Raw genomic sequence first — 23764 nt, forward strand, 5'->3', positions numbered from 1 at the left:
TATGGATTTTAAGGCCGTTCTCACCCAGCTTAATCGCGATAAAAAAGAATATGCAAAAGGCGTAGGTACGCCGTTGTTGGTGCTCGCCGCACTGGCAATGGTGGTATTACCTATGCCGCCATTTTTACTCGATATTCTGTTTTCGTTTAATATTGCGCTGGCCTTGGTGGTGCTGTTAGTTACGGTCTACACCATGAAACCGCTTGAATTTGGTATGTTCCCAGCGGTGCTTTTAGTCGCGACCATTATGCGTCTGGCGCTTAATGTTGCCAGTACGCGGGTGGTGTTATTAGAGGGCCACCAAGGCGGGGACGCGGCCGGTAAAGTAATTGAAGCCTTCGGCTCGGTGGTGATCGGCGGTAACTATGCCGTGGGTCTAGTTGTCTTTCTGATCTTAATTATTATCAACTTCGTGGTTATCACCAAAGGGGCCGGACGTATATCAGAAGTGTCTGCCCGCTTTACCCTCGATGCGATGCCCGGTAAACAAATGGCCATTGATGCCGATTTGAACGCGGGTTTTATCAGCGCCGAGCAAGCGCGGGAGCGGCGTGAAGAAGTCACCCGTGAAGCGGACTTTTACGGTTCGATGGACGGTGCCAGTAAGTTCGTAAAAGGCGATGCCATTGCGGGTATCGTTATCTTAGTGATTAATATCGTTGGCGGGTTATTTGTCGGTATGATCCAACATGACTTGAGCTTTTCTCAGGCCATGGAAGTGTACACCTTACTCACCATTGGTGATGGCCTCGTGGCGCAGCTGCCATCGCTGTTGTTATCAATCGGTACTGCTATCGTCGTAACTCGCCAAAATGAATCACACAATATGGGCGAGCAAGTTAAAACCCAGCTTGGCAATGACAAAGCACTGTGGATAGCATCCGGTATTCTCATCACTATGGGGTTGGTACCGGGTATGCCCCATGTGGCGTTTTTAGGCTTAGGTGGCTTACTTGGTTTTGTTGCTTATTATTCGCAAAAGCAGGCAAAGCTTGCTGCTGAGCAGGAGCAACAAGAAGCTGAGCAGGGCCCTGGCAGCAATGTTGCCACCCACGACGAACCAAAAGAATTGGGCTGGGACGATGTGCAGCAAGTCGATGTCATCGGTTTGGAGGTAGGCTACCGCTTGATCCCGCTGGTGGATCAGGCCCAAGGTGGAGAGTTGTTAAGCCGCATTAAAGGGGTCCGTAAGAAGCTCTCACAGGAACTGGGCTTTTTAGTGCCGCCCGTTCATATTCGCGATAATTTAGAGTTAGACCCTAATGCCTATCGTATTACCCTAATGGGCGTGTCCAGCGGTGATGGTGAACTCAGTCATGGTGATGAACTGGCCATCAACCCGGGTCAAGTCTTTGGCCCAATCAATGGTGTGGCGACTAAAGATCCGGCTTTTGGTTTGGATGCGGTGTGGATCAAACCAGAGCAAAAAGATGAAGCACAGTCTTTAGGTTACACCGTCGTTGATGCTGCTACGGTAGTGGCGACCCACATTAGCCAGTTACTCACTAATAACGCCTCACTGCTATTGGGTCACGAAGAAGTACAGAGTCTGCTTGATATGCTAGCGAAAAGCCATCCGCGTCTAGTAGAAGGTCTAGTACCAGATGTGTTACCGCTGACTACCATAGTGAAAGTGCTACAAAATCTCCTCAATGAAGGCGTTGCTATTCGCGATATGCGCAGCATAGTGCAAACACTCGTAGAGTATGGTCCGCGCAGCCAAGACCCAGATGTATTAACCGCAGCGGTACGTATTTCATTGCGTCGTTTGATTGTGCAAGATGCGGTTGGCGCTACGCCAGAAATTCCTGTCATAACATTGGCGCCTGAGTTGGAACAGATGTTGCATCAGTCGCTTCAGAACGCAGGAGATGAGGGTGCTGGCATTGAGCCAGGCTTGGCAGAGCGGCTACAGGCCTCTTTAAGCGAAGCCCACCAGAACCAAGAAATGTCGGGTGAACCTTCCATCTTATTGACCTCCGGGATGCTTCGTACAGTGTTATCACGCTTTGTGAAGCACACCATCCCAGGGCTGAAGGTGATGTCTTACCAAGAAGTGCCCGATGAGCGTCAAATTAAGATTGTTAGCTCCGTTGGACAGCAATAGATCGGAAAGCCGGTTGTGAGAGGGTAATATTATGAAAATCAAACGCTTTTTTGCTAAAGATATGCGTACAGCACTGAAAGAAGTAAAAGATGAGCTGGGTGTTGACGCGGTGATCATGTCGAACAAAAAGCTTGCAGATGGCGTTGAAATCGTTGCTGCTATTGACCATGAACGCCCAGCAGCCGCACCGAAAAGCGCTCCCCAGCAGCAAATGCAGCCCCGCGCCACTGAGCAGCGTATGGTACGCCCACAAACACGTACGCAACGTCCTGAGCCGCAAAGTCACAATGGTGTGGCTGATTCATTACAGGCGTTGTTAGAGCGTCAGAGTCCGAAACCAAAGAACGCTGCTCTCGCCGACATGTTTTCGCAATCAGGTATTGATATGAGCGCGCCTGAAGAGCCCGTTGAACAGCCTCAGCGTCGCGCTGCGCCGGCCAATAACTACGCTCCGCAGCCAACGCTGGCAGAGCCAACGCAAGCCCGCGCTGCAGCGCAGTCCATGGGTGATGATTTGGACGGTGACGGTTTTGATGAGCTACACCGCCAGCCCAATGATTCTGTACAGCAAGAGGCCATGGACAGCGAAGAGATCAGTGCCATGCGCGATGAGATGAATGCCATTCGTCAGCTTCTTGAACATCAAGTATCCGGCTTATTACACCAGGACCGAGCGCGCCGCGATCCAACTCGTGCCTGCTTTATCGAGCGCTTGCAGGGCATGGGTATCGACACTGAAGTGGCTGAGCAGTTGGTGCGTTATGTACCAGACGACGTATCGCGCAAGCAGGCGTGGAGTGCAGCCCTGGATATGGTGCAAAAGCAGCTACACACCACCAATAATGAGATTTTACGTCATGGCGGCGTATATGCGTTGGTCGGCCCTACTGGCGTAGGCAAAACCACGACGGTTGCAAAACTGGCCGCATTAGGGGCGCAAAAATATGGGGCTGACAAGGTTGCGCTGATCACCACGGATACATATCGTATCGGTGCTTACGAGCAGCTAGCAACTTATGGACGCATCATTGGTTGCCCTGTGAAGCAAGTAAAAGATGCCAATGAATTGGCCGATGTGCTTTATCAATTACGCAATAAACGTCTAGTATTAATTGACACTGCGGGAATGAGCCAGCGCGATTTACGTTTAAGTGAGCAATTAAACACGCTCATGCGTAGTACGCGAGTCGATATTCGTAGCTATTTAGTGCTCAGTGCCACAGCACAACATGAAGTGCTTCAAGAAACCGTAAGGCACTTCCAAAAAGTTGACTTAAGTGGTTGTATTTTCACCAAACTTGATGAAAGTCTAAGTTTAGGCGAGATTATTAGTGTAGCGATTCAAAATCGCTTACCAATAGGGTATCTTACTAACGGTCAACGCGTTCCAGAAGATATTCGCGTTGCTAACTCAGAAAAAATGGTTAGAAAAGCTGAACAATTGTTTATCAAACGCCAAAAAACACAAAAATCAGCGGCACCAGCAGGGCGCCAAACAGTGGCGTCTCAGGCAGTAGGAATGTATGATTAACACAGTGCACGATCAAGCAAGTGGCCTTCGAAAAATGAATCAAAACAATAGCCAAGGCGTAAAAGTAATCGCCGTGACCGGTGGCAAAGGGGGCGTCGGTAAAACCAATGTCTCTTTGAATTTAGCTATTGCCATGGGTCAGCAAGGCAAACGTGTCTTAGTGTTAGATGCTGACCTAGGGCTGGCAAACTGTGACGTTATGCTTGGTCTGCGTGTTGAAAAGAACCTTTCTCATGTTCTAAGTGGTGAGTGCGAACTGCGCGATATACTGGTAACTGGGCCTGCGGGCATTCGTATTGCTCCGGCAACATCGGGGTCACAGAGCATGGTTGAACTGAGTGCCGCAGAGCATGCAGGTTTAATCCGTGCGTTTAGCGAGCTCGATAACGACTTTGATGTCCTCATTGTCGACACCGCCGCCGGTATCTCCGATATGGTACTGAGCTTCTCGCGTGCTGCGCAAGATGTTGTGGTGGTGGTCTGCGATGAGCCAACCTCGATTACCGATGCCTACGCGCTGATCAAGGTGCTTAGTCGTGAACATGGCGTATACAAATTCAAAGTCGTTGCCAATATGGTGCGCAGCCAGCGTGAAGGGCAAGACTTATTTGCCAAACTCTCCAAAGTAACCGACCGATTTTTAGATGTGGCGCTCGAATTAGTGGCCACCGTGCCCTATGATGAAAACATGCGTAAATCAACGCGTCGCCAGAAAGCCGTCGTGGAGTTATTCCCTAACTCACCCGCTTCGGTATCGCTGAAAAGTCTCGCTGGCAAGGCACTAAAATGGCCAACCCCTAATCAACCATCGGGGCATTTGGAGTTCTTCATTGAAAAGCTGGTCAATAATTAACTGTTGTTCGGATTTATGAATAAAGTGGCTGGATATCAAGATCAATTACAATTAAACACTCTGGTCGAGCGCCATGCCGCGCTGGTCAAGCGTGTTGCATGTCATTTGCTGGCGCGACTGCCAGCGAGTGTGCAGCTCGATGATCTCATTCAGTCCGGCATGATTGGCCTCATCGAGGCATCAAAAACCTTTGACGCCAGTAAAGGCGCCAGCTTTGAGACGTTTGCTGGTATTCGTATTCGTGGTGCGATGCTTGATGAAGTACGACGGGGAGATTGGGCTCCACGATCGGTACATCGCAATAGCCGCGCTGTAGCTACCGCTGTACATGAATTGGAAACCTCCCTAGGTCGGGAACCAAAGGATGTTGAAGTAGCTGAAAAACTTGATATTTCGCTCGATGAATACCATCATATTTTAAACGATGTTAATTGCTCTAAAGTGCTCGGTATCGAAGACTTAGGTGTCGATGAAGATGTACTCACCCCGAGCAGTGAACAATCTCAAACGGGGCGGCCCTATACCAGCGTTCACAACGAACGCTTTAACCAAGCATTAGTAGCGGCAATTAATTCTCTCCCCGAGCGTGATGCATTGGTATTATCGTTGTACTATAACGATGAAATGAATTTAAAAGAAATTGGGCAAATACTGGACGTAAGTGAGTCCCGTGTGAGTCAGATACATGGTCAGGCAATGATTAAGCTCAAAGCGAAAGTCAATGACTGGGTCAATTAGTAGTAAGAATAAAGGTTCATACCTCACTGGAGGATACTTTGGATAAAAACATGAAAATTCTCGTGGTCGATGACTTTTCCACTATGAGAAGAATCATTAAAAACCTATTGCGTGATTTAGGCTTTACCAACGTGCAAGAAGCGGACGATGGTAGTACCGCGCTGCCCATGTTGCAAAACCAAGAGTTTGACTTTGTGGTTACCGATTGGAACATGCCAGGTATGCAGGGTATCGATTTGCTCCGTGCAATTCGCGCCGACGACAGCTTAAAGCACATTCCAGTACTGATGGTAACTGCAGAGGCGAAGAAGGAACAAATCATTGCCGCTGCCCAAGCTGGCGTGAACGGTTACATCGTTAAGCCCTTTACCGCAGCTACATTAAAAACCAAGCTGGATAAAGTATTTGAGCGCTTAGGTTAACCGAGAAGGAGAGGTTTATGTCAGCTCCCGCTGCACCTCACATTACCCTAGAGCAAGCCAAACAGCTTGTATCGTTTCTTGAGCAAGGTGAGCAGGAGAAAGCCGATCAGCTGATCCTCGATGCAGCCTCCAAGGAACAGTCCGAACTGTTTGCTGAGGTTGGCAAGTTGACGCGGCAACTTCACGAGTCGTTGAAGAATTTCCAACTCGATACGCGCTTGAACGACCTCACGCAAGAAGCCATTCCCGATGCTAAGCAGCGTCTTAATTACGTGATGGAAATGACCGAGCAGGCGGCAAATAAAACCATGGATGCCGTGGAAGCCAGTTTGCCCATCGCTGAGCAGCTATCCACTGAACTACATCAAATTAAACCCATTTGGGATAAATTGATGCGTCGCGATCTCGAATTAGGTGAGTTCAAGCAGTTGTGTCATCAGCTCGATAGTTTTATGAACCGCTCTCAAGGCAGTACAGTGGAGCTGCACGACCTTCTTAACAATGTGCTGATGGCGCAAGACTACCAAGATTTAACAGGGCAGGTAATTCGCCGCGTAATCGAGCTGGTGCGCGAGGTAGAAGACAGCCTTATTAATTTATTAACTGTGTTTGCGGGCAACGAAGGTGAAGAACTGGTGGTTGAACAACAAAAAGCAAAACCAGCTGTGAACGCAGAAGGTCCAGAAGGGCCAATTATAGACACAGAATCACGTGATGACGTGGTCTCAGGCCAAGATGAAGTAGACGACTTGTTGTCTAGTTTAGGCTTCTAAAGAGGAGAGCGGCTGCATGAGCTTTGAAGTAGATGAAGATATTTTACAGGACTTTTTAGTCGAAGCAGGTGAGATATTGGAGCAGCTCTCTGAGCAGTTAGTAGAGCTTGAAAATAACCCTGATGATAAAGACTTGCTCAACGCTATCTTCCGGGGCTTCCACACTGTTAAAGGGGGAGCTGGGTTCCTTGGCATGAATGAGCTGGTAGATGCCTGTCATGGTGCTGAGAATGTGTTTGATATTCTGCGCCAAGGTAAGCGCCAGGTTACTTCTGAACTGATGGACGTGATCCTGCAAGCGCTCGATACAATTAACGACATGTTTGCGCTTATTCAAGCACGAGAGCAGCCGCAACCTGCAGACCCTGAGTTACTTGCTGTATTGCATAAACTGAGCGAACCTGAATCCGAAGATGAGGCACCTATTGCTGTGCCTGAACCTGCCGCAACTCCGAGTGAACCTGTTGTTGAACCCGAACCTGTGCCTGAAAATGTCGCATCAGGGGCCGATGATTTTGGCGATGATATTTTGTTCGATGCGCCAAGTGCTGGCAGTGACGAAGGCGAAGCGATTGACGAAATCACCGAAGATGAATTCGAAAGTTTGCTCGATGAATTGCACGGCCAAGGCAAAGGCCCGTCTGTGGGTGAAGGGTCAGCGGATGCTGGGACATCCGGTAATGATGAAGATATTACCGATGATGAGTTCGACTCGTTACTAGACGAATTACATGGAGCAGGCAGCTTTGGTGCCATTAGCGATAATGGCTCCACGCCGAGCGCCGAAGAGCAGGGAGCTGCGCAGCAGAGTGCACCGACTACATCGGGCCAATCAGAGTCGGCCAGTGGTGATGATGAAGACATTACCGAAGATGAATTTGATGCGCTGCTTGATGAGCTGCACGGCAAAGGCAATGCGCCTAAAGCAAGCTCGGCAGAAGCTTCGCCAGCGCCGGTTGAAAAGCCTGCGGCGCCAGTAAGCCAAAGTAAAGCTAAAGACACACCGCCGGCAACGCCAGCGCCTAGTCAAGCGCCAGCGGCCGCAAAACCAGCGCCGAGTACGGCGAAGGGGAGCACCCCGCCTAGCAGTGGTGATGCCAAAAAACCGGCACCTAAAGCCGCGCCACCGCCACAAGCAGAAACGACAGTGCGCGTCGATACCAAACGACTAGACCAGATCATGAATATGGTGGGTGAGTTGGTATTGGTACGTAATCGTCTTATTACCTTAGCGAATAATAACAACAGTGAAGCTATGGGTAAGGCTATCTCAAATCTTGACGTGGTCACCGCCGACCTACAAGGTGCGGTGATGGCAACTCGGATGCAGCCAATTAAGAAAGTATTTGGCCGCTTCCCACGTGTGGTACGAGACCTTGCCCGCAGCTTACAAAAAGATATTTCCTTGGTCCTTGAAGGGGAAGAGACTGATTTAGATAAAAACCTTGTCGAAGCCCTAGCTGACCCACTCGTGCACTTAGTACGTAACTCAGTGGACCACGGTATTGAGATGCCTGATGTTCGAGAAGCAGCAGGTAAACCTCGCACCGGTACGGTGCGCTTATCGGCTTCTCAAGAAGGCGACCACATTCTCCTGAGCATCCACGATGATGGCGCTGGGATGGATGCCGAAAAACTGAAAAAAATTGCTATTAGCAAAGGGGTTATTGATCACGACCAAGCCGCTCGTTTGAGTGACACGGAAGCCTATAACCTTATCTTTGCACCTGGATTCTCCACCAAAGAGGAAATTTCTGATATTTCTGGGCGTGGTGTGGGTATGGACGTGGTGAAAACCAAGATCAGCCAGCTTAACGGCACCATTAATATCGACTCACAGCTCGGTGTTGGTACCCGTCTAGATATCAAAGTACCGCTGACGCTTGCTATTTTGCCAACGCTGATGGTGATTGTGGGTGAACAAACTTTTGCTCTGCCATTGGCGGCTGTTAGTGAGATTTTCCACCTTGATTTGACCAAAACTAACATTGTCGATGGCCAGCTCACCATTATTGTGCGTGAAAAAGCCGTACCACTATTTTATTTAGAGCATTGGTTAGTCAAAGGTGCGGACCGCACCCAACGTAAAGCCGAAGGCCATGTCGTTATCGTTCAAATTGGTACTAAAAAGGTTGGCTTTGTGGTGGATTCGCTGATTGGTCAAGAGGAAGTAGTCATAAAGCCTCTGGATGCGCTGCTGCAAGGCACACCAGGTATGGCCGGGGCGACAATTACCTCAGACGGTGGCATAGCCTTAATTCTAGACGTGCCAAGCATGCTAAAACATTACGCTGGGCGTTCCAGCGTTAACTAAAATCGAGTATTAAATGGCTGTCAAAGTTCTAATAGTTGACGACTCAAGCTTTTTTCGTCGCCGGGTTACTGAAATTCTTGAAGGTGATGCCAATATCGAAGTCATTGACGCAGCTGTCAATGGCGCCGATGCGGTGGAAAAAGCAGTTAAGTTACGCCCAGATGTGATCACCATGGATGTGGAAATGCCAGTGTTAGATGGTATTTCTGCGGTGAAACAAATCATGGCGAAATCGCCAACACCTATTCTTATGTTTTCCTCACTGACGCGTGAAGGAGCCAGTGCCACACTGGATGCACTTGATGCCGGGGCATTGGATTTCTTACCGAAAAAGTTTGAAGACATCGCGCGCAACAACCAAGATGCGATTGAGATACTTCGACAAAAGGTGCGCGAGCTAGGACGTCGTCGTCTTTCGCGTTTTAATCGCCCAACGACCTCAACAACAGCACCGTCACCGGCGCGCCCCAGTGTCACCGCACGCAGTTCAGCGCAACCTGATAGAAGCTTTAACCAAGGAGCTTCGACTCGGCCTCAAAGCGCTAGCCAATTCAAGCCCAGCGGCAAAAAGTACAAGTTGGTGGCTATTGGCACCTCGACCGGGGGGCCTGTGGCACTGCAAACGATTCTGACTAAGCTGCCAGCCAATTTTCCTCATCCTATTTTGCTTATTCAGCATATGCCGGCCGCATTCACTCCTGCGTTTGCGCAGCGCTTGAATAACCTTTGCAAAATCAAGGTAAAAGAAGCGCAACAGGGAGACCGTTTGCAACCTGGAACGGCGTATCTTGCACCAGGTGGTCAGCAAATGATGTTTGATGGCCGCGCTCAACAGCAAACTCTGAAGGTATTTCAAGACGACAACCCAAGGATTACTTATAAACCCAGTGTTGATGTTACTTTTGCCAGTAGCGCAAAAGCATTCGGCGGTGATGTATTAGCCATTGTGCTGACCGGGATGGGTGCTGATGGTCGCGAAGGTGCGCGGATGCTTAAACAATCAGGCTCACGGGTTTGGGCGCAGGACGAGCAGTCTTGTGTTGTGTATGGCATGCCGCAAGCGATAGCCAGTGCCGGTTTGCATGACCACCAAGTGGCTCTTGACGATGTTGCCGCGCATTTACTCAAGGAAGTCGGCTGTGGATAAACTTTCCATAATTGGCCTTGCTGTTGCCATTATCGCCATTACCTTAGGCTATAGCCTCGAGGGCGGTATGGTTTCAGGGCTAATTGATGGACCGGCACTGATCATTGTCCTTGGCGGCACTTTAGGTGCCGTGATGTTGCAATCGCAACTAGCGACCTTCAAAAAGGCCTTGGGAGTCTTTAAGTGGGTATTTGTTCCCCCGTTTTATGATACCCAAGCTGGGATTGAGCAAATTAAATCGTGGGCCAGTACCGCACGTCAAAAAGGGTACCTGGCTCTTGAGGAACAAGCACTCGTAAGTGAAGACCCTTATGCCGCTAAAGGCTTAAGCTTGCTGATTGATGGCTCTCATGAGCAGCGCTTGCGTGACACCCTAGAAATCGAGCTTATGTTAGAGCGCGAGCGGTTGCTAGATGCAGCTCGTGTTTACGAGGCCATGGGAGGATATGCGCCGACCATTGGTATTTTAGGGGCTGTGCTCGGGCTCATTCAGGCGATGGCATACATTAGTGAGCCCGATAAATTGGGTGCTGGGGTCGCCACCGCATTTTTGGCCACGATTTATGGCGTGGGCTTTGCCAACTTGTTATTCCTGCCCGTTGCCAACAAGCTAAAGCAAGTGATTGAAGAAAAAATGCTCTATCATGAGCTCATCGCTGAGGGCATCATGGCAATGCAGCAGGGAGAGACGCCCGCAAATATAGAGTTGAAACTCGAGGCTTACTGCGCTGAGCGCCATGTTAGTGCAGGGTACTAATATGATGCGTATTCGTCACCGCCGAGGTCATGTAAAGGAGTCGCAACACACCCACCGTTGGCTTGTTTCTTACGCTGATTATATGACCATTATGTTCGCCTTGTTCGTGGTCATGTACGCGATTGCTATCAATAAAAAAGACGAAGAGTTTGCTATTTTCTCGCAGACGTTGGAGCAATTTTTTGACCGTGCTACCCAAGTGACTCAACCCATATTAACTGAGCAGCAGCAATCCACAGGGGACGGTGTGTTGCAACAACCACTGCCCGTCAATGACAATGTGTTAGAAGGTGAGAGTATTGTCAAAGAGCCTATTCGTGGCTCAAAGTTGATTCCAGAGCAAGCAGACGTGAGTCTTATCGAGCAAAAAGAGCTCGGAGAGCCTTTAGAAACTTTGTTAGATAAGTTAACTGGCACTTTGCTTAATGAAATTCGCCAAGGTGATGCACAGCTCCAACTGAATGAGAATTGGCTTACTATTGAGATGAGTTCGGGGCTGCTTTTTCCAAGCGCCAGCGCCACAGTGACGAATCGCGCCGAACAAGTGGTGGCTCGTATTGCTGAGATTATTTCGCCAATGCGCAATTACTTGCGTGTGCGTGGCTATACCGATGACCGCAGTATCAATAACGAAATGTTTCGCTCCAATTGGCAGTTATCAGCGGCACGTGCAGCGGCGGTAGTCAAAGAGTTGCAAACCCTGGGCATAAACCCTGCGCGAATGGCGTTGGAAGGGTATGGGCAGTACACCCCTTTTGCTGACAATGATACTGCCCAAGGGCGGGCGCAAAATCGTAAAGTGGTCATCGCAATTTCAAAGTTTGCCTTGCCTCTGCAAGAGACCCCGCAACAAGACAGTGCCGTTGAATCAGTTGAGCCCGCAGTGGAGCAAGAGCTGCCAAGCACTGACAATACAATAAAAATAATACAACTACCCCATGGCGGTATTCGTATTACGACGCGCAATGAGGAACAGCAATAATGAAGGTATGGACGGTCGCGAACCAAAAAGGCGGGGTGGGTAAAACCACCACAACGGTGTCTTTAGGCGGTCTATTGGCTGAACAAGGAAAGCGTGTCTTATTAATTGATACCGACCCTCACGCGTCGCTTACCTACTATTTTGGTATTGATTCAGAGGCCATCGAAGTGAGTGCTTACGATGTTTTCACTCGCGGTAAAAATATGGCGAGTGAGGAAATACTGCAATCGCTGTGTCCATCCGGTGTCGAAAATATTGATATTCTGCCGGCTACCATGGCCATCGCCACGCTTGATAGAAGCATGGGTAATAAAAACGGCATGGGGTTAATACTTAAAAAGGTATTAGCGAAAATCAGCGAACATTATGATTATGCCATTCTCGATTGCCCGCCGGTACTTGGGGTGTTAATGGTGAACGCGTTGGCAGCAAGCGAGCGCGTACTCATACCTGTGCAAACTGAGTTTCTTGCGCTCAAAGGACTAGATCGCATGATGCGCACGATGGAACTGATGCAGCAAAGTGCACAAACCTATAGCTATCAATACACGGTGGTCGCGACTATGTATGATAAGCGCACTAATGCCTCTTTGGATGCATACAAAAAACTGCGCGCTACGTATCATGACAGTGTTTGGCCGGGTGTGATCCCCATTGATACCAAGTTTCGCGATGCCAGCCTTGCGCAGCAGGTGCCTAGTAAGCACTGTGCTAAGGCGCGAGGCGTACAAGCCTACCGTGCGCTCTTAGACTATTTGCAAAACAAGCAGGTGGATGCATGAGTGGTCCTAATGAAAAGGTGATGAAGGAGTACCTCAGTGCGCTACTTAAAGAAGAAGCAGAGCCTAGGCGGGTAGCTAAGCCAGTCATCACTGAATCCCCTCAGGCAAATAAACTTGAGCCACTTGAAAAGTTACTTGCGCAGGCAGAGCAGCAAGCACAGGCTCGCGAGCAACAGCAACAGCAACAGCAACAGCAACAGCAACAGCAACAGCAACAGCAACAGCAACAGCAACAGCAACAGCAACAGCAACAGCAACAGCAATCCAGCGCGCACGTTGAGGATATTGCTCGGGCAATTAATAAGGCAAAACCTGCATCCTCAGGCACTAAGCTGCGCGCGCCACAGGCGGCGCGAGAAGAATATATGCAGGGCGAATTTCAGGCGCTTTTTTTTGACGTGGCTGGTTTGCTATTAGCAGTGCCTCTGAAATCTCTCGGTGGTATTCACCAGATTGGTGAAGTAAACCAATTATTCGGGAAACCACCTTGGTTCAAAGGGGTGATGTTAAACCGCGATGAAAAAGTCAGCCTTGTGGACACCGCCCGCTGGGTAATGCCAGAAAAATATGACAAAAACTTGGAACAGGCATTAAACTATAAGTATGTGATAATGCTTGGAGAATCTCAGTGGGGATTAGCCGCTGAGAATTTGATCAACAACGTAACCTTGAAAAGTGAAGACGTAAAGTGGCGACAAAGCCATGGTAAGCGTCCGTGGCTTGCTGGGGTTATAAAAGAAAAAATGTGTGCTTTAATTGATGTGGATAACCTGCAACTGCTTTTAGAGCAAGGGTTAGACAGTCAGGCTGAGTAATCAGGCACAAACTAATTGGTAACCAAGGCCGATTCATGACAGACGGCGTTATGGAGCTAAGTATGAGCGAAGAAAGAATAGTATCAGCGAAAGATGTAGACAGCAGTGATGAGGTACTGCAATGGGTCACCTTCCGGTTAGAGGAAGAAACCTATGGTATCAATGTGATGCAGGTACAAGAAGTACTTCGTTATACCGAGATCGCGCCCGTGCCCGGTGCACCCAGTTATGTCCTGGGTATTATTAACTTGCGAGGCAACGTGGTTACCGTGATTGATACCCGTTCACGCTTTGGGTTGGTTGACGCTGAAGTCACTGACAACTCTCGTATTGTGATTATCGAAGCGGAAAAGCAGGTTATTGGTATTTTGGTCGACTCGGTCGCTGAGGTGGTGTACCTGCGCAGCTCCGAAATCGACAGTGCGCCCAACATTGGTACAGAAGAGAGTGCTAAGTTTATCCAAGGGGTCTCAAACCGTGACGGTGAGTTACTGATTTTGGTGGATCTAAACAAACTACTCAGTGACGAAGAGTGGGACGAGTTAAGTAATATCTAAGTAATGAAAGACCCGAATCTGCTGTATATGATAGCCGCTAGCATAGTGTTATTGCTGGCGGTTTTAGTAATAGTGTTGTGGTTACGTACGTCGCAATTAGCGCGGCAAATGCGGGCACTGCGACAAAACATGGACACTGAAAAACAGGCGTCATCACAAACGCAAATTTTGCGTGCGGAGGTCAGTGAGTTGCGCACAGCATTGGCAAATATGAGCAACCGTATTGGCCAAATTCAACAGCGCACCGAAGAAGTGGCGCAACAGCAAGACACTATTCGTGAAGCAGACCCGCAAGCACGAATCTACTCTCGAGCAGTAAAAATGATTGAGCTAGGTGCGCCCATGGAAGAAGTCATGAGCGAATGTGAGCTACCTCGGGCAGAAGCTGAGTTACTGTTCTCATTGCATCAGAAAAATTAAGCTTTCACATTGAGCTTATTGCTAAAGTTCTGCCATCCAGGTGGAAACTTACCACGTAATACATAGGAAAAGGCAATAAGCTCAGCAATCACATAATAAAGCTCTTTGGGGATTTCTTGGCCTTGATCGAGCTTTTCTAAGGTCTTCGCTAAATCAGCATCTTGGTGAATTAAAATGCCTTGTTCTTGCGCTGCTTCGATAATGTGCTCGGCTAACTCGCCAAACCCTTTGCTCGACACGGTTGGTGCACTGCCATGCTCGTAGAGCAATCCAATGGCACTGCGTTGGGTTGATGATGTCATACTACACCTTTAAATTAACGATACTATGACGGCGATAAAACTGCCGCCACTGTTGTACTTGTTGCTCACTCACCTGCTCAACCTTAATGGGCGCAACGCCGAGGCCGTGACTTTGCAGCTTGCGTCTTAGTGTTTCACTGTGTTCGTTAGCAAGGTGGTGCAAAGCCTGAGAGCTGGCGCGAAGTTCACAATTGAGGGTTTGCTTACACAAGTGCGCCTGCACACTGAGCTCGCCCAATTTAGGGTAGTCAAATTGCATACGCACAAACCACACGTCTTCGCCCTTGCCTTGTTGGCTCTTTTCTTTGTAGCGACCAATACTTAGCTGCGTTTGCCCTGCCTCAGGTGGCAAACGCATAGGTAAAAACAGCTGTACCAAAGGGTTAGAGTCTTGCTGCGTTGTTAATTGTGGAGCGCTTGACTGGGGCGTCATACTTTGTTTAATGGCTGCTAAATCGCCGCCTAATGCTTGCGCCCCCGCACTTTGCAGCTGTTGCAATACTTGCTCAGCAGCAGAAGCTGGCGCTTGCGGTGTTTGAGCTAAAAGTAGGTTTATCAGTGGCATCAAGGCGCTTTGGCTGTGAGTCGCCATCGTGCTTGGCAGCTGTTGCAGGCTCTGAGCGCCCAACAGTGATAGCAAAAGAGTATCGATTTGAGCTGTGACGCTTGCACGGTATTGGCTAACAGGCTGTGACCAAGGCTGCAATTGGGCTCGCAACTGATTGACTGTGTTGGCTGCCGGAGTATGCGGTCCAACCATTTTACTAAAAGCTTGATTGACGAGTTGCTGTAGCTCTTTAGGCGCGTTTTGCACCAGAGTGTCTAGATTGGCAAGGTGATGGGTCAAGCTATGCTGTGCTGTATAAGGCTTTATTAATGGTGCCATTAACGCCTTGCTGAGAGGCAAGGAGAGTACTTGTTGTGCCCCTGATACCGTTTCTGTAGCAGCCCCAGACACCAAGGTTGCTTTTACCGTATGCTGCATCTGTGCGGTTAATGCTAATAGCGGCGACTGACTGCGAAGGGTACTAAGCAAGGCGCTCACCTCAACGCCCGGGCTTAATGGTTGCCCCATGGCGTTGTGTCTTGCCGCGCCATTAAAGGCGCTGAGTGACACCGGTTCAAGCCTTTTCGGCGTATCAAGTAGTACCGTACTAAGCAGTGGCTTTGCAGCACTTTGTAATAACTGCTGAGCACTTGCGAGTGAATTGATACTTGGCGCACCTCGCCCTTGCTGCCAAGACTGTAATTGTTGCTTAGCATGCTGCCATAACGAGGTGCTTGCTTTGTTGTCTGTTACCGGCCTATCACCGAGTTGCTGTGTTGCCGAGGAGGCCGTGATGCTGCTTTGAGTGTCCACAATCACTTGTGGGCGGGCAACGTGTAAGTCAATACGCGGCAATTGCAGTTTGAGTTGTAACGCAGGTGATGTTGGCGCCCCCCCCAGGCTTGTTGTGAGGCCCTGAGTTGGCAGTTGAGCCGATACGGTTCGGTTTATCGGCAAGGTCAATATGGCTTTATTCGCTTGGCCACCGACCAGGTTGAGCTGAGCATGCTTACCATCGGGACGAGGTAGCAACTGCAAGTTCATCGGTGTCTTTAGCAGCATGGCAACGAGCTTTTGTTGGCTCATCGGCAGTGGTAATTGGCTCCCTCCACTAAGCGGTAAGTGGGCCTGTATCTTTCCTTTCACTAACTGAACGATCAAGGATGTCGGCGATGGCTGAGCGTTAATTATCTCGGCACTGGATTTATTTAAATGCAAACTGGCATTAAGCGCCGGTATTGATAACGCTGCTTTGTCAGTTAATTGCACTGTTAGTGCCAAACGCGTTGGGCTCACAACTTGGCCCTGACCATTGGTTAAGGCTGCGCCAAGCAAACGCATTATATCCTGAGCGGAGCTAAGCGGTAGCGAGGTTTTGCTGGGCGTTAATTGCAGTTGTCCTTGAGCATTAAGTTGCACGGTGCCTTGCTCAATAGTCAATGGTAGCGGCCCCTTTGGTGCTGATTGCAGGGGAACCTCGAGGGTCCGCCATTGACCTTGCAGCTGAACTTGCATTGTTGCTTTGTCAGCGCTGATATGAACATTTTTAACCGCCAAGGGCTGCTCAGTGGGCAGCGTGAGTGTCTTAGCCTGCTGCGTATCACCAGCGATGCTCAGCGTTTGTGTGTGATGAATTAAAGGGGCAGATGGGCCCGACATATTACCCCCGAAACAAGATCAAAGTTTTGCCCGCAATTTTTCGCATTAGCATAGCATTATGGTAGACTATCGCCCAATTTTAAGCACTGAGAATGTCTGTTCGTGTTACACGTTGACGCAGTCACTTGCATTAAGCAAGAGCGATGCCTGTTTGAAGACCTTAGCTTTTCAATAAACGCTGGGGAGATCATGCAGTTAGAGGGGCCTAATGGGGCTGGGAAAACCTCTTTATTGCGCATTTTGGCGGGCTTTTCAGAGCCTATGCAAGGGCAAGTGCGCTTTATGCAAAAGTGTATTCGCCGTGACTACGAAAACTATGCGCAACAAGTGTTGTTTATTGGCCATAAAACAGGTGTAAACACACAGTTAAATGCATTAGAAAATTGTCAGTTCTGGCTTGATACTCACGGACTGAAAACCGACCTCAATATTTATGAGGTGCTGAGCAATCTTGGCTTAGTAGGACTAGAAGATGTTCCGGTGCGGCAATTATCAGCTGGCCAACAGCGCCGTGTTGCCTTGGCTCGGTTATGGCTCAATGATGCCAAACTGTGGTTTTTAGATGAGCCATTCACTGCCGTAGATAAAAAAGGCGTGGCATTATTGCAACAGCGTTTCGCTCAGCATTTGGCCCAACAAGGGGCGATTTTACTCACCAGTCACCAAGACTTGACCGCGCACTTTTCTCACCTCAGTAAGTTGCAGTTGGAGTATCGCATTTAATGATTCAGCAGCACTCCTACTGGCGAGTTTGGGCCAGCGTATATAAAAAAGATGTGCGTCTTGCCTTTCGCCAGCGCAGCGATATTGTTAATCCGCTGCTGTTTTTCTTAATCGTGATTACACTGTTCCCACTTGGCGTGGGTCCTGAGCCAAACTTATTGGCACGCATGGCGCCGGGTATTATTTGGGTCGCTGCTTTACTAGCGACGATGTTGGGTCTGGATAAAATGTTCCGAGATGATTACCTAGATGGTACTTTGGAGCAGTTATTATTGTCGCCATTCCCTTTGTCGCTCAGTGTGTCGGCAAAAATTGCAGCGCATTGGACCATTACAGGCTTGCCAATGGTGTTATTAACGCCACTGTTCGCATTACTAATGAATTTAGAAATGCAGGCCCTCAATGCAACGTTGTTAACGTTGCTTATCGGTACTCCATTATTAAGCTTGATCGGGGCGATCGGCGCGGGGTTAACCGTGGGTTTGCAAAAAGGGGGAGTGTTACTCAGTTTGTTGGTCTTACCGCTGTACATTCCCGTATTGATTTTTGCGACTTCCGCCATTGATACAGCCAGCATGTCGTTGGCTTATGGCGGTCAGCTCGCAATCTTAGGTGCATTTCTTACCGTCGCCATCGTGCTTGCGCCTATTGCCGTTTCATCAGCATTGAAAGTGAGTATTAACTAGTATGTGGAAGTGGTTACATCCCTATGCCAAGGCCGAGCGGGCCTACACGCTGTGTAACACACTGTTGCCGTTTTTTGCAGTGGTTACCGTGATATGCATGATCTTAGGTTGGGTTTGGGGGTTGGCTTATGCGCCGGCCGATTACCAACAAAAAGACAGCTATCGCATTATCTTCATTCATGTACCGTCGGCTATTTGGTCGATGGGTGCTTATTCGTCGATGGCCATTGCCGCCATCGTCGCGTTAGTATGGCAAATTCGCAATGCCCAACTGGCGGTGATTGCTATTGCGCCGGTGGGTGCGGCAATGACGGTGATTGCATTATTGACCGGCGCCGCGTGGGGTAAACCTATGTGGGGTACTTGGTGGGTATGGGATGCACGCTTAACCTCAGAGCTCATCCTGTTGTTTTTATACCTAGGGGTCTTGTCTTTGTACCATGCCTTTGAAGACAAACGTGCCGGAGGCAAGGCAGCGTCTATTTTGGCCCTTGTCGGAGTGGTCAACTTACCCATTATTCACTTCTCAGTGGAGTGGTGGAATACCCTGCATCAGGGCTCAACCATTACTAAATTTGATACCTCTGCCATCGACCCAAGTATGTTTTGGCCGTTAATGGTTAATATTGTCGCTTTTGCTGGTTTTCTAGGCTGGGCAACGTTGATCCGTTTGAAAACGGAGCTGTTAAAAAGTGAACAACATCGACCGTGGGTGAGAGCACTCGCCACAGGAGCAAAACATGGAGTTTAATAGTTTTTCTGAATTTCTCGCCATGGGTGGGTATGGCTTTTATGTATGGCTTTCCTTCGGCAGCTGTGCATTTATTTTGATTGCGCTTTTAGTGACCTCGCTATTAGAGAAACGTAACGTGCTCAAGCAGGTTGCCGCTCAAAGCGCACGAGAGCAACGTATTGAGAGGGCGAAACGCTCGCAGCAGGAGTCGTCACTATGAACCCAAGACGCAAAAAACGCTTAATCACCATTATTGCCTTATTGCTCGGTTTATCATCGGCGGTGGGGCTTACTCTGTATGCGTTGCAAGAGAACATTAACCTTTTCTATACCCCCAGTGAGCTGATTGAAGGCAAGGGTAAAGAGTTGGAAAAACCCAGTATTGGCCAAAAACTACGGATTGGCGGCATGGTGGTGCCAGGCTCAGTTAAGCGCGACGAAAACTCGCTATTTGTAGAGTTTAAACTGATTGACAGTGGCCCTATGGTCACCATCCGTTACAAAGGCATCTTGCCGGACTTATTCCGTGAAGGCCAAGGCATCGTAGCCCAGGGCACCTTAGTGCAGAGCGATGTGGTTGAGGCATTTGAGGTACTCGCCAAGCACGATGAAGAGTACATGCCAGAGGAAGTGGCAGAAGCGGTGAAGGGTATCAAACACGAGAAACCTAAATACAATAGCAATTACGGCAACTAAATTATGATTCCAGAGCTCGGGTACTTTTCCCTAACCTTAGCAATGGTGCTGTGTGTACTGTTGTTTATATTTCCTTTGTGGGGCGCGCATACCGGTAATCTCAGGTTAATGCGTGCAGCTCCTTCTTTGGCCGTGGGCCAATTCATTTTTGTTCTGCTCTCTTTCGCGGCTCTTATTTACGCCAGTGTCACCGATGACTTTACTGTCGCCTACGTTGCTTACCACTCCAGTAGCACGCTACCTTGGTATTACAAAATAACCTCGACTTGGGGTGGCCATGAAGGCGCTATTTTATTATGGCTGGTCATGCAAGCGGGTTGGACAGCCGCAGTGGCGCTGATGTCTAAATCGTTGCCATGGCCGCTGCGCGCCCGGGTGCTCGGCGTACTTGGGTTCTTAGCGGTTGGCTTTATGCTTTATACCTTATTGATGTCGAGCCCGTTTGAACGCTTATTACCTTACTTTCCAGTAGAAGGGCGCGATCTTAATCCTTTGCTGCAAGACCCTGGCATGATTATTCACCCGCCATTGCTGTATATGGGCTATGTGGGTTTATCTGTCTCTTTCTCATTTGCCATTGCCGCACTGTTGACCGGTCAGCTAGATAATTTGTGGGCTAAGTGGTCTCGTCCTTGGACGATGGCTGCCTGGGGCTTTTTGACTCTCGGTATCACTATTGGTAGCTGGTGGGCTTATGCTGAACTTGGCTGGGGGGGCTGGTGGTTCTGGGATCCAGTAGAAAACGCCTCACTGATGCCGTGGCTGGTGGCCACCGCATTATTGCACTCTTTGGCGACCACGGAAAAACGTGGCATCTTTAAGTCATGGACTGTGCTATTGGCCATCGCAGCGTTCTCGCTGAGTTTACTAGGTACCTTTATCGTGCGTTCAGGGATCATCGTCTCGGTGCACGCGTTCGCGTCAGACCCAGATCGCGGTATGTTTATTTTGGCGTTTTTAGCCATCGTCGTCGGTGGCGGCTTGTTGCTGTATGCTCTGCGTGCAGGGCAGGTACAAAGTGAGGGACGTTATAGCCTATTCTCCCGTGAAGTCGCACTGTGGCTAAACAATATTTTACTGGTGGTGGCAACCCTTATTGTCCTGCTTGGCACGTTGCTGCCTATGGTGCACAAGGAGCTCGGCCTTGGGTCTATTTCCATCGGTGAACCGTTCTTCAATCAGATGTTCAGTTATTTAATCGTGCCTTTTGCCTTGTTATTAGGCGCCGCACCACTGCTACGCTGGAAGCAGAATAAGTTTAGCCAAGTGGCACGTAAATATGGCCTTGGGCTAGTCCTGACACTGATCGCGACACCGGTGTGGTTGTATAGCAGCTTCGATAACGTCAGTGCCTTGACGTTACTGGCCACCGGCCTTGGAGTGTGGGTGTTAATCATGAGCGCCCAAGACCTATTGTTAAAAGTGTCACAAGCAAACAGTGTGGCCACTGGCATTAAGCGCCTCGGTTTGAGCTATTGGGCGATGCTGCTTGGCCATGTCGGTCTTGCCTTAGTCGTGATCTCGGTCACCCTAACATCGGCTTATTCCACCGAACGAGACGTGCGCGTTGAGCCCGGTGAGCAAGTTGCCTTAGGTGGCTATGAATTCCGTTTTGATGGTGTTAAAGCCATTCGTGGCCCCAATTACAGTGGTCACGCTGGCGTTGTCACTGTGTTTGATGGTGATGAGGTGGAAGCCGTATTACATGCAGAAAAACGCCGCTATGACATCGGCATGCAGTTTATGACCGAGGCTGCGGTTGACCCAGGTTTTACCCGCGATTTATACCTGGCCCTTGGTGAGCAATTAAGCGGTAACGCGTGGTCTTTACGCTTGTACCATAAACCTTATGTGCGGGTGATGTGGCTAGGTGGGATATTAATCTCCTTAGCTGGGTTTGTTGTGTTGTTCGATAGACGCTATCGCCGTCGCGTGCGTAAGGAAGGTCAGTCATGAGTAAAAAGTGGATAGTGATTACGCCGTTATTAGTTTTCGTGCTGTTATGCGGGTTTTTACTCAAAGGCCTTTTTTCGGATCCGCGCGAATTACAAAGCGGTCGCGTGAATCAGCCTTTGCCGGCCTTTGACTTGCCTGATCTCATGGATCCAGATAAACGCTGGACCAATGCCGACCTGCAAGGGCAAACCTATTTACTCAACGTTTGGGGCACTTGGTGTCCTACCTGCTTGGCGGAGCTGGGTTATTTGACCGAGTTACGCGAGCAGGGAGTTAGTATTGTTGGTTTGTATTATGAACAAGGCTACGATCCTGATTTTGACGGTCAATTTAACCTTGCTGCTTTGCAGCAAGAAGTGCGTGATATGTTGGCCCGTGCAGGCGACCCATATCAATTCAACATGCTTGATCTAGATCGCCAATTTCTTCTTGATTTAGGCGTTTCAGGTGCGCCCGAAACCTTCCTAATTAATAGCGAGGGGAAGGTGCTTGTGCATCATACCGGCGACATTAACCAACGTGTGTGGCGCGCTAAGTTCGCACCCTTAATGCAGGAGGCGCAATGAGATATTTACTATTAGCCATAGTACTGATGTTGGCGCTGCCAGCACTTGCTGTGGAGGAAAAGTACGATTTTGCTAATGACGACCAAGCCCAGCTGTTTTCAGAGCTAACCAAAGAGCTACGCTGTCCAAAGTGCCAAAATCAAAATATCGCTGACTCTGATGCCGTGGTGGCCAAAGATTTACGCGATAAAGTCGAAGAGCTCGTTAAAGAGGGTCAAAATAAAGACCAAGTGATTGATTATATGATCGATCGTTACGGCTACTTTGTGCACTATCAGCCGCCAGTCACTCCAGCGACCATCTTATTATGGATCTTGCCAGGGCTGATCGTTATAGCTGGCTTAGCTTTTATTGTTTTACGGCAAAAGAAAGCGGCGCAAAAAGCAAGTTGGTCAGCGGCCGATGAGCAAAAACTGCAGCAACTTATCAAGCAATATCAGCGTAAGGAGTCAGCGTAATGCTTACTATGTGGGGGGGCTTTGCTGCCCTGATTATTATTGCTTTAGTGTTTGTCTGCTGGCCGTTTTTTCGACGTTTTCAGGCACAGAGTAATTCAGGAGTTAATGCGCAGCGTATCGACATCTTCAATCAACGTCAGCAAGAGCTTGCAGACGAACTCGCCATGGAGCGCATCTCACAAAGCAGTTTTGACGAGTCCATGGTTGAGCTGAAACGCCGTTTACTGAATGATTTATCACCTGAGCAACAGCTACATGGCCGAGGTAATAACCGTATTTTAGCGCTAACAGGGGTGCTTTTTGTGGTGGTCCTCAGTGGCGTGTTTTACTACTTTACTGGCAGTTATCAGCAGCTAAAGAGCTGGGAGCAGGCTATTGAACAACTGCCTGAGTTAGGTGAGCGTGCGGTGATGGGCAAAGGTGAACCATTGTCGGCCAACGAGCGACAAGCGTTATTACTCGGGCTTCGCACCCGCTTGGCACAAGATGGCGATGATGCCGTTGCCTGGCTGATGTTAGGACGCGTTGCTATGACTCTGGACGAGTTTGAAATGGCCACTCAAGCTTTTGATAAAGTATTGGCCATGGACCCAGACAACTTAGGCGCTAAAGTCAGCTACGCACAAGCGCTGTTGGTACGGGGTAACGACAGCAGTATGACGCAGGCAGCAAAGTTACTCTCGCAAGTGTTGCAGCAGCAGCCACAAAACATGGATGCGATTTCCATGTTGGCGCTGATAGCCTACGAGCGCCAAGATTGGCTTGAAGCAAAAAGTGCCTTTGAGCTTATTTTATCGTCCATGCGTCAAGACGACCCGCGTTATGCCATGGTAGCGCAGCGCATCGATGAAATCGAGCAACGCATTAGCCAATCGCAGCAAAGCTCCGGCGAGGAAATAACGGTTGCTGTCGCGCTGGCCGATAAAGTTAAAGACCGCATCCCCCATCAAGCGATTTTGTTTGTCTATGCTAAAGCTGCTTCCGGGCCACCTATGCCTCTGGCAGTAAAGCGTTTTTCTGAATTTTCATTGCCAATGACGGTGACATTATCGCAAGCGGATGCGATGATGGCGGAATTAACACTGGCTCAATTTGAGCAAGTGCAAATCATCGCTCGTATCTCCAAAGATGGTGATGTCGCCATTGCCAGCGGCGAATTACAAGGACAGTCTGGTGTGATTGACCAGCAGCAACAGAAGCAAGTGGACGTGCTTATCGACACTTTGATTCAGTAGGAAGT

25 protein-coding genes are annotated in these 23764 nt (G+C 49.1%); 23 read left to right on the forward strand and 2 right to left on the reverse strand.

Annotated features, from left to right (window positions below):
* Position 1 precedes the first annotated feature (1 nt).
* The 14 genes from flhA to MHM94_RS10460 all read left to right on the forward strand — a co-directional run bounded on the left by flhA (position 2) and on the right by MHM94_RS10460 (position 14198).
* Positions 2–2107: a flagellar biosynthesis protein FlhA gene (gene flhA / locus MHM94_RS10395; RefSeq protein ID WP_022944827.1), complete on the forward strand. Its 2106-nt coding sequence runs from the start codon at positions 2–4 to the stop codon at positions 2105–2107.
* Between the two features lie 31 nt (positions 2108–2138).
* Positions 2139–3638, forward strand: coding sequence for a flagellar biosynthesis protein FlhF (flhF, locus tag MHM94_RS10400; protein ID WP_045978605.1), 1500 nt, complete (start codon positions 2139–2141; stop codon positions 3636–3638).
* Positions 3631–4491 carry a MinD/ParA family protein gene (locus MHM94_RS10405; RefSeq protein WP_022946906.1) on the forward strand — a complete coding sequence of 287 codons (861 nt, stop codon included), beginning with the start codon at positions 3631–3633 and terminating at the stop codon, positions 4489–4491. Before flhF ends, MHM94_RS10405 begins: the two co-directional genes overlap by 8 nt.
* A 15-nt stretch (positions 4492–4506) precedes the next feature.
* The gene (locus MHM94_RS10410; protein WP_022946905.1) at positions 4507–5229 is read left to right on the forward strand and encodes an RNA polymerase sigma factor FliA; all 723 of its coding nucleotides are present in this window, start codon (positions 4507–4509) and stop codon (positions 5227–5229) included.
* A gap of 38 nt (positions 5230–5267) precedes the next feature.
* On the forward strand, positions 5268–5651 hold the full coding sequence (gene cheY, locus MHM94_RS10415) for a chemotaxis response regulator CheY (protein WP_010560568.1): 384 nt from the start codon (positions 5268–5270) through the stop codon (positions 5649–5651).
* A 17-nt stretch (positions 5652–5668) separates the two neighbouring features.
* Positions 5669–6424, forward strand: coding sequence for a protein phosphatase CheZ (locus MHM94_RS10420; RefSeq protein ID WP_235419892.1), 756 nt, complete (start codon positions 5669–5671; stop codon positions 6422–6424).
* 16 nt (positions 6425–6440) lie between these two features.
* Positions 6441–8738 carry a chemotaxis protein CheA gene (locus MHM94_RS10425; RefSeq protein WP_235419893.1) on the forward strand — a complete coding sequence of 766 codons (2298 nt, stop codon included), beginning with the start codon at positions 6441–6443 and terminating at the stop codon, positions 8736–8738.
* 13 nt (positions 8739–8751) lie between these two features.
* The gene (locus MHM94_RS10430) at positions 8752–9885 is read left to right on the forward strand and encodes a chemotaxis response regulator protein-glutamate methylesterase (protein ID WP_235419894.1); all 1134 of its coding nucleotides are present in this window, start codon (positions 8752–8754) and stop codon (positions 9883–9885) included.
* Positions 9878–10642: a flagellar motor protein gene (locus tag MHM94_RS10435; RefSeq protein ID WP_045978608.1), complete on the forward strand. Its 765-nt coding sequence runs from the start codon at positions 9878–9880 to the stop codon at positions 10640–10642. The genes MHM94_RS10430 and MHM94_RS10435 overlap by 8 nt, the downstream gene beginning before the upstream one ends.
* Before the next feature lies 1 nt (position 10643).
* Complete coding sequence (locus MHM94_RS10440) at positions 10644–11624, forward strand: OmpA family protein (protein ID WP_235419895.1); 981 nt, start codon at positions 10644–10646, stop codon at positions 11622–11624.
* On the forward strand, positions 11624–12406 hold the full coding sequence (locus MHM94_RS10445) for a ParA family protein (protein ID WP_022946899.1): 783 nt from the start codon (positions 11624–11626) through the stop codon (positions 12404–12406). Before MHM94_RS10440 ends, MHM94_RS10445 begins: the two co-directional genes overlap by 1 nt.
* Positions 12403–13221: a chemotaxis protein CheW gene (locus MHM94_RS10450; RefSeq protein ID WP_235419896.1), complete on the forward strand. Its 819-nt coding sequence runs from the start codon at positions 12403–12405 to the stop codon at positions 13219–13221. The genes MHM94_RS10445 and MHM94_RS10450 overlap by 4 nt, the downstream gene beginning before the upstream one ends.
* Positions 13222–13283: 62 nt before the next feature.
* Positions 13284–13778: a chemotaxis protein CheW gene (locus tag MHM94_RS10455; protein ID WP_022944775.1), complete on the forward strand. Its 495-nt coding sequence runs from the start codon at positions 13284–13286 to the stop codon at positions 13776–13778.
* Between the two features lie 3 nt (positions 13779–13781).
* Entirely contained in the window at positions 13782–14198 is a 417-nt protein-coding gene (locus MHM94_RS10460) for a DUF2802 domain-containing protein (RefSeq protein ID WP_022944774.1), read from the forward strand.
* Here the strand turns inward: MHM94_RS10460 and MHM94_RS10465 are convergent.
* Together MHM94_RS10465 and MHM94_RS10470 are read right to left on the reverse strand one after the other, a co-directional pair.
* A complete protein-coding gene (locus MHM94_RS10465) occupies positions 14195–14500 on the reverse strand; it encodes an EscU/YscU/HrcU family type III secretion system export apparatus switch protein (RefSeq protein WP_053911146.1) in 306 nt (101 codons plus the stop codon). The two genes, MHM94_RS10460 and MHM94_RS10465, sit on opposite strands and share 4 nt — an antisense overlap.
* A 1-nt stretch (position 14501) precedes the next feature.
* Positions 14502–16706 carry a flagellar hook-length control protein FliK gene (locus MHM94_RS10470; protein WP_235419897.1) on the reverse strand — a complete coding sequence of 735 codons (2205 nt, stop codon included), beginning with the start codon at positions 16704–16706 and terminating at the stop codon, positions 14502–14504.
* Positions 16707–16808: 102 nt separating this feature from the next.
* Here MHM94_RS10470 and ccmA point away from each other — a divergent pair, with 102 nt between their 5' ends.
* Genes ccmA through ccmI form a run of 9 tightly spaced genes read left to right on the forward strand, consistent with a single transcriptional unit; the run spans position 16809 to position 23759 of the window.
* Positions 16809–17429: a cytochrome c biogenesis heme-transporting ATPase CcmA gene (ccmA, locus tag MHM94_RS10475; protein ID WP_235419898.1), complete on the forward strand. Its 621-nt coding sequence runs from the start codon at positions 16809–16811 to the stop codon at positions 17427–17429.
* Positions 17429–18115, forward strand: a complete 687-nt coding sequence (gene ccmB, locus MHM94_RS10480) for a heme exporter protein CcmB (RefSeq protein WP_022944770.1) — start codon at positions 17429–17431, stop codon at positions 18113–18115. Before ccmA ends, ccmB begins: the two co-directional genes overlap by 1 nt.
* Position 18116: 1 nt before the next feature.
* Entirely contained in the window at positions 18117–18866 is a 750-nt protein-coding gene (locus MHM94_RS10485; protein ID WP_022944769.1) for a heme ABC transporter permease, read from the forward strand.
* Positions 18856–19068, forward strand: a complete 213-nt coding sequence (ccmD, locus tag MHM94_RS10490) for a heme exporter protein CcmD (RefSeq protein WP_022944768.1) — start codon at positions 18856–18858, stop codon at positions 19066–19068. Before MHM94_RS10485 ends, ccmD begins: the two co-directional genes overlap by 11 nt.
* Positions 19065–19544 carry a cytochrome c maturation protein CcmE gene (ccmE, locus tag MHM94_RS10495; protein WP_235419899.1) on the forward strand — a complete coding sequence of 160 codons (480 nt, stop codon included), beginning with the start codon at positions 19065–19067 and terminating at the stop codon, positions 19542–19544. Before ccmD ends, ccmE begins: the two co-directional genes overlap by 4 nt.
* A 3-nt stretch (positions 19545–19547) precedes the next feature.
* Positions 19548–21500, forward strand: coding sequence for a heme lyase CcmF/NrfE family subunit (locus MHM94_RS10500; protein WP_138547556.1), 1953 nt, complete (start codon positions 19548–19550; stop codon positions 21498–21500).
* A complete protein-coding gene (locus tag MHM94_RS10505) occupies positions 21497–22066 on the forward strand; it encodes a redoxin family protein (RefSeq protein WP_045979862.1) in 570 nt (189 codons plus the stop codon). The genes MHM94_RS10500 and MHM94_RS10505 overlap by 4 nt, the downstream gene beginning before the upstream one ends.
* A complete protein-coding gene (locus MHM94_RS10510; protein WP_022944764.1) occupies positions 22063–22524 on the forward strand; it encodes a cytochrome c-type biogenesis protein in 462 nt (153 codons plus the stop codon). Before MHM94_RS10505 ends, MHM94_RS10510 begins: the two co-directional genes overlap by 4 nt.
* Complete coding sequence (ccmI, locus tag MHM94_RS10515; RefSeq protein WP_022944763.1) at positions 22524–23759, forward strand: c-type cytochrome biogenesis protein CcmI; 1236 nt, start codon at positions 22524–22526, stop codon at positions 23757–23759. Before MHM94_RS10510 ends, ccmI begins: the two co-directional genes overlap by 1 nt.
* Positions 23760–23764 lie beyond the last annotated feature (5 nt).

Source organism: Pseudoalteromonas sp. CNAT2-18.1 (genome assembly GCF_022347865.1).
GTDB lineage: Bacteria > Pseudomonadota > Gammaproteobacteria > Enterobacterales > Alteromonadaceae > Pseudoalteromonas > Pseudoalteromonas ruthenica.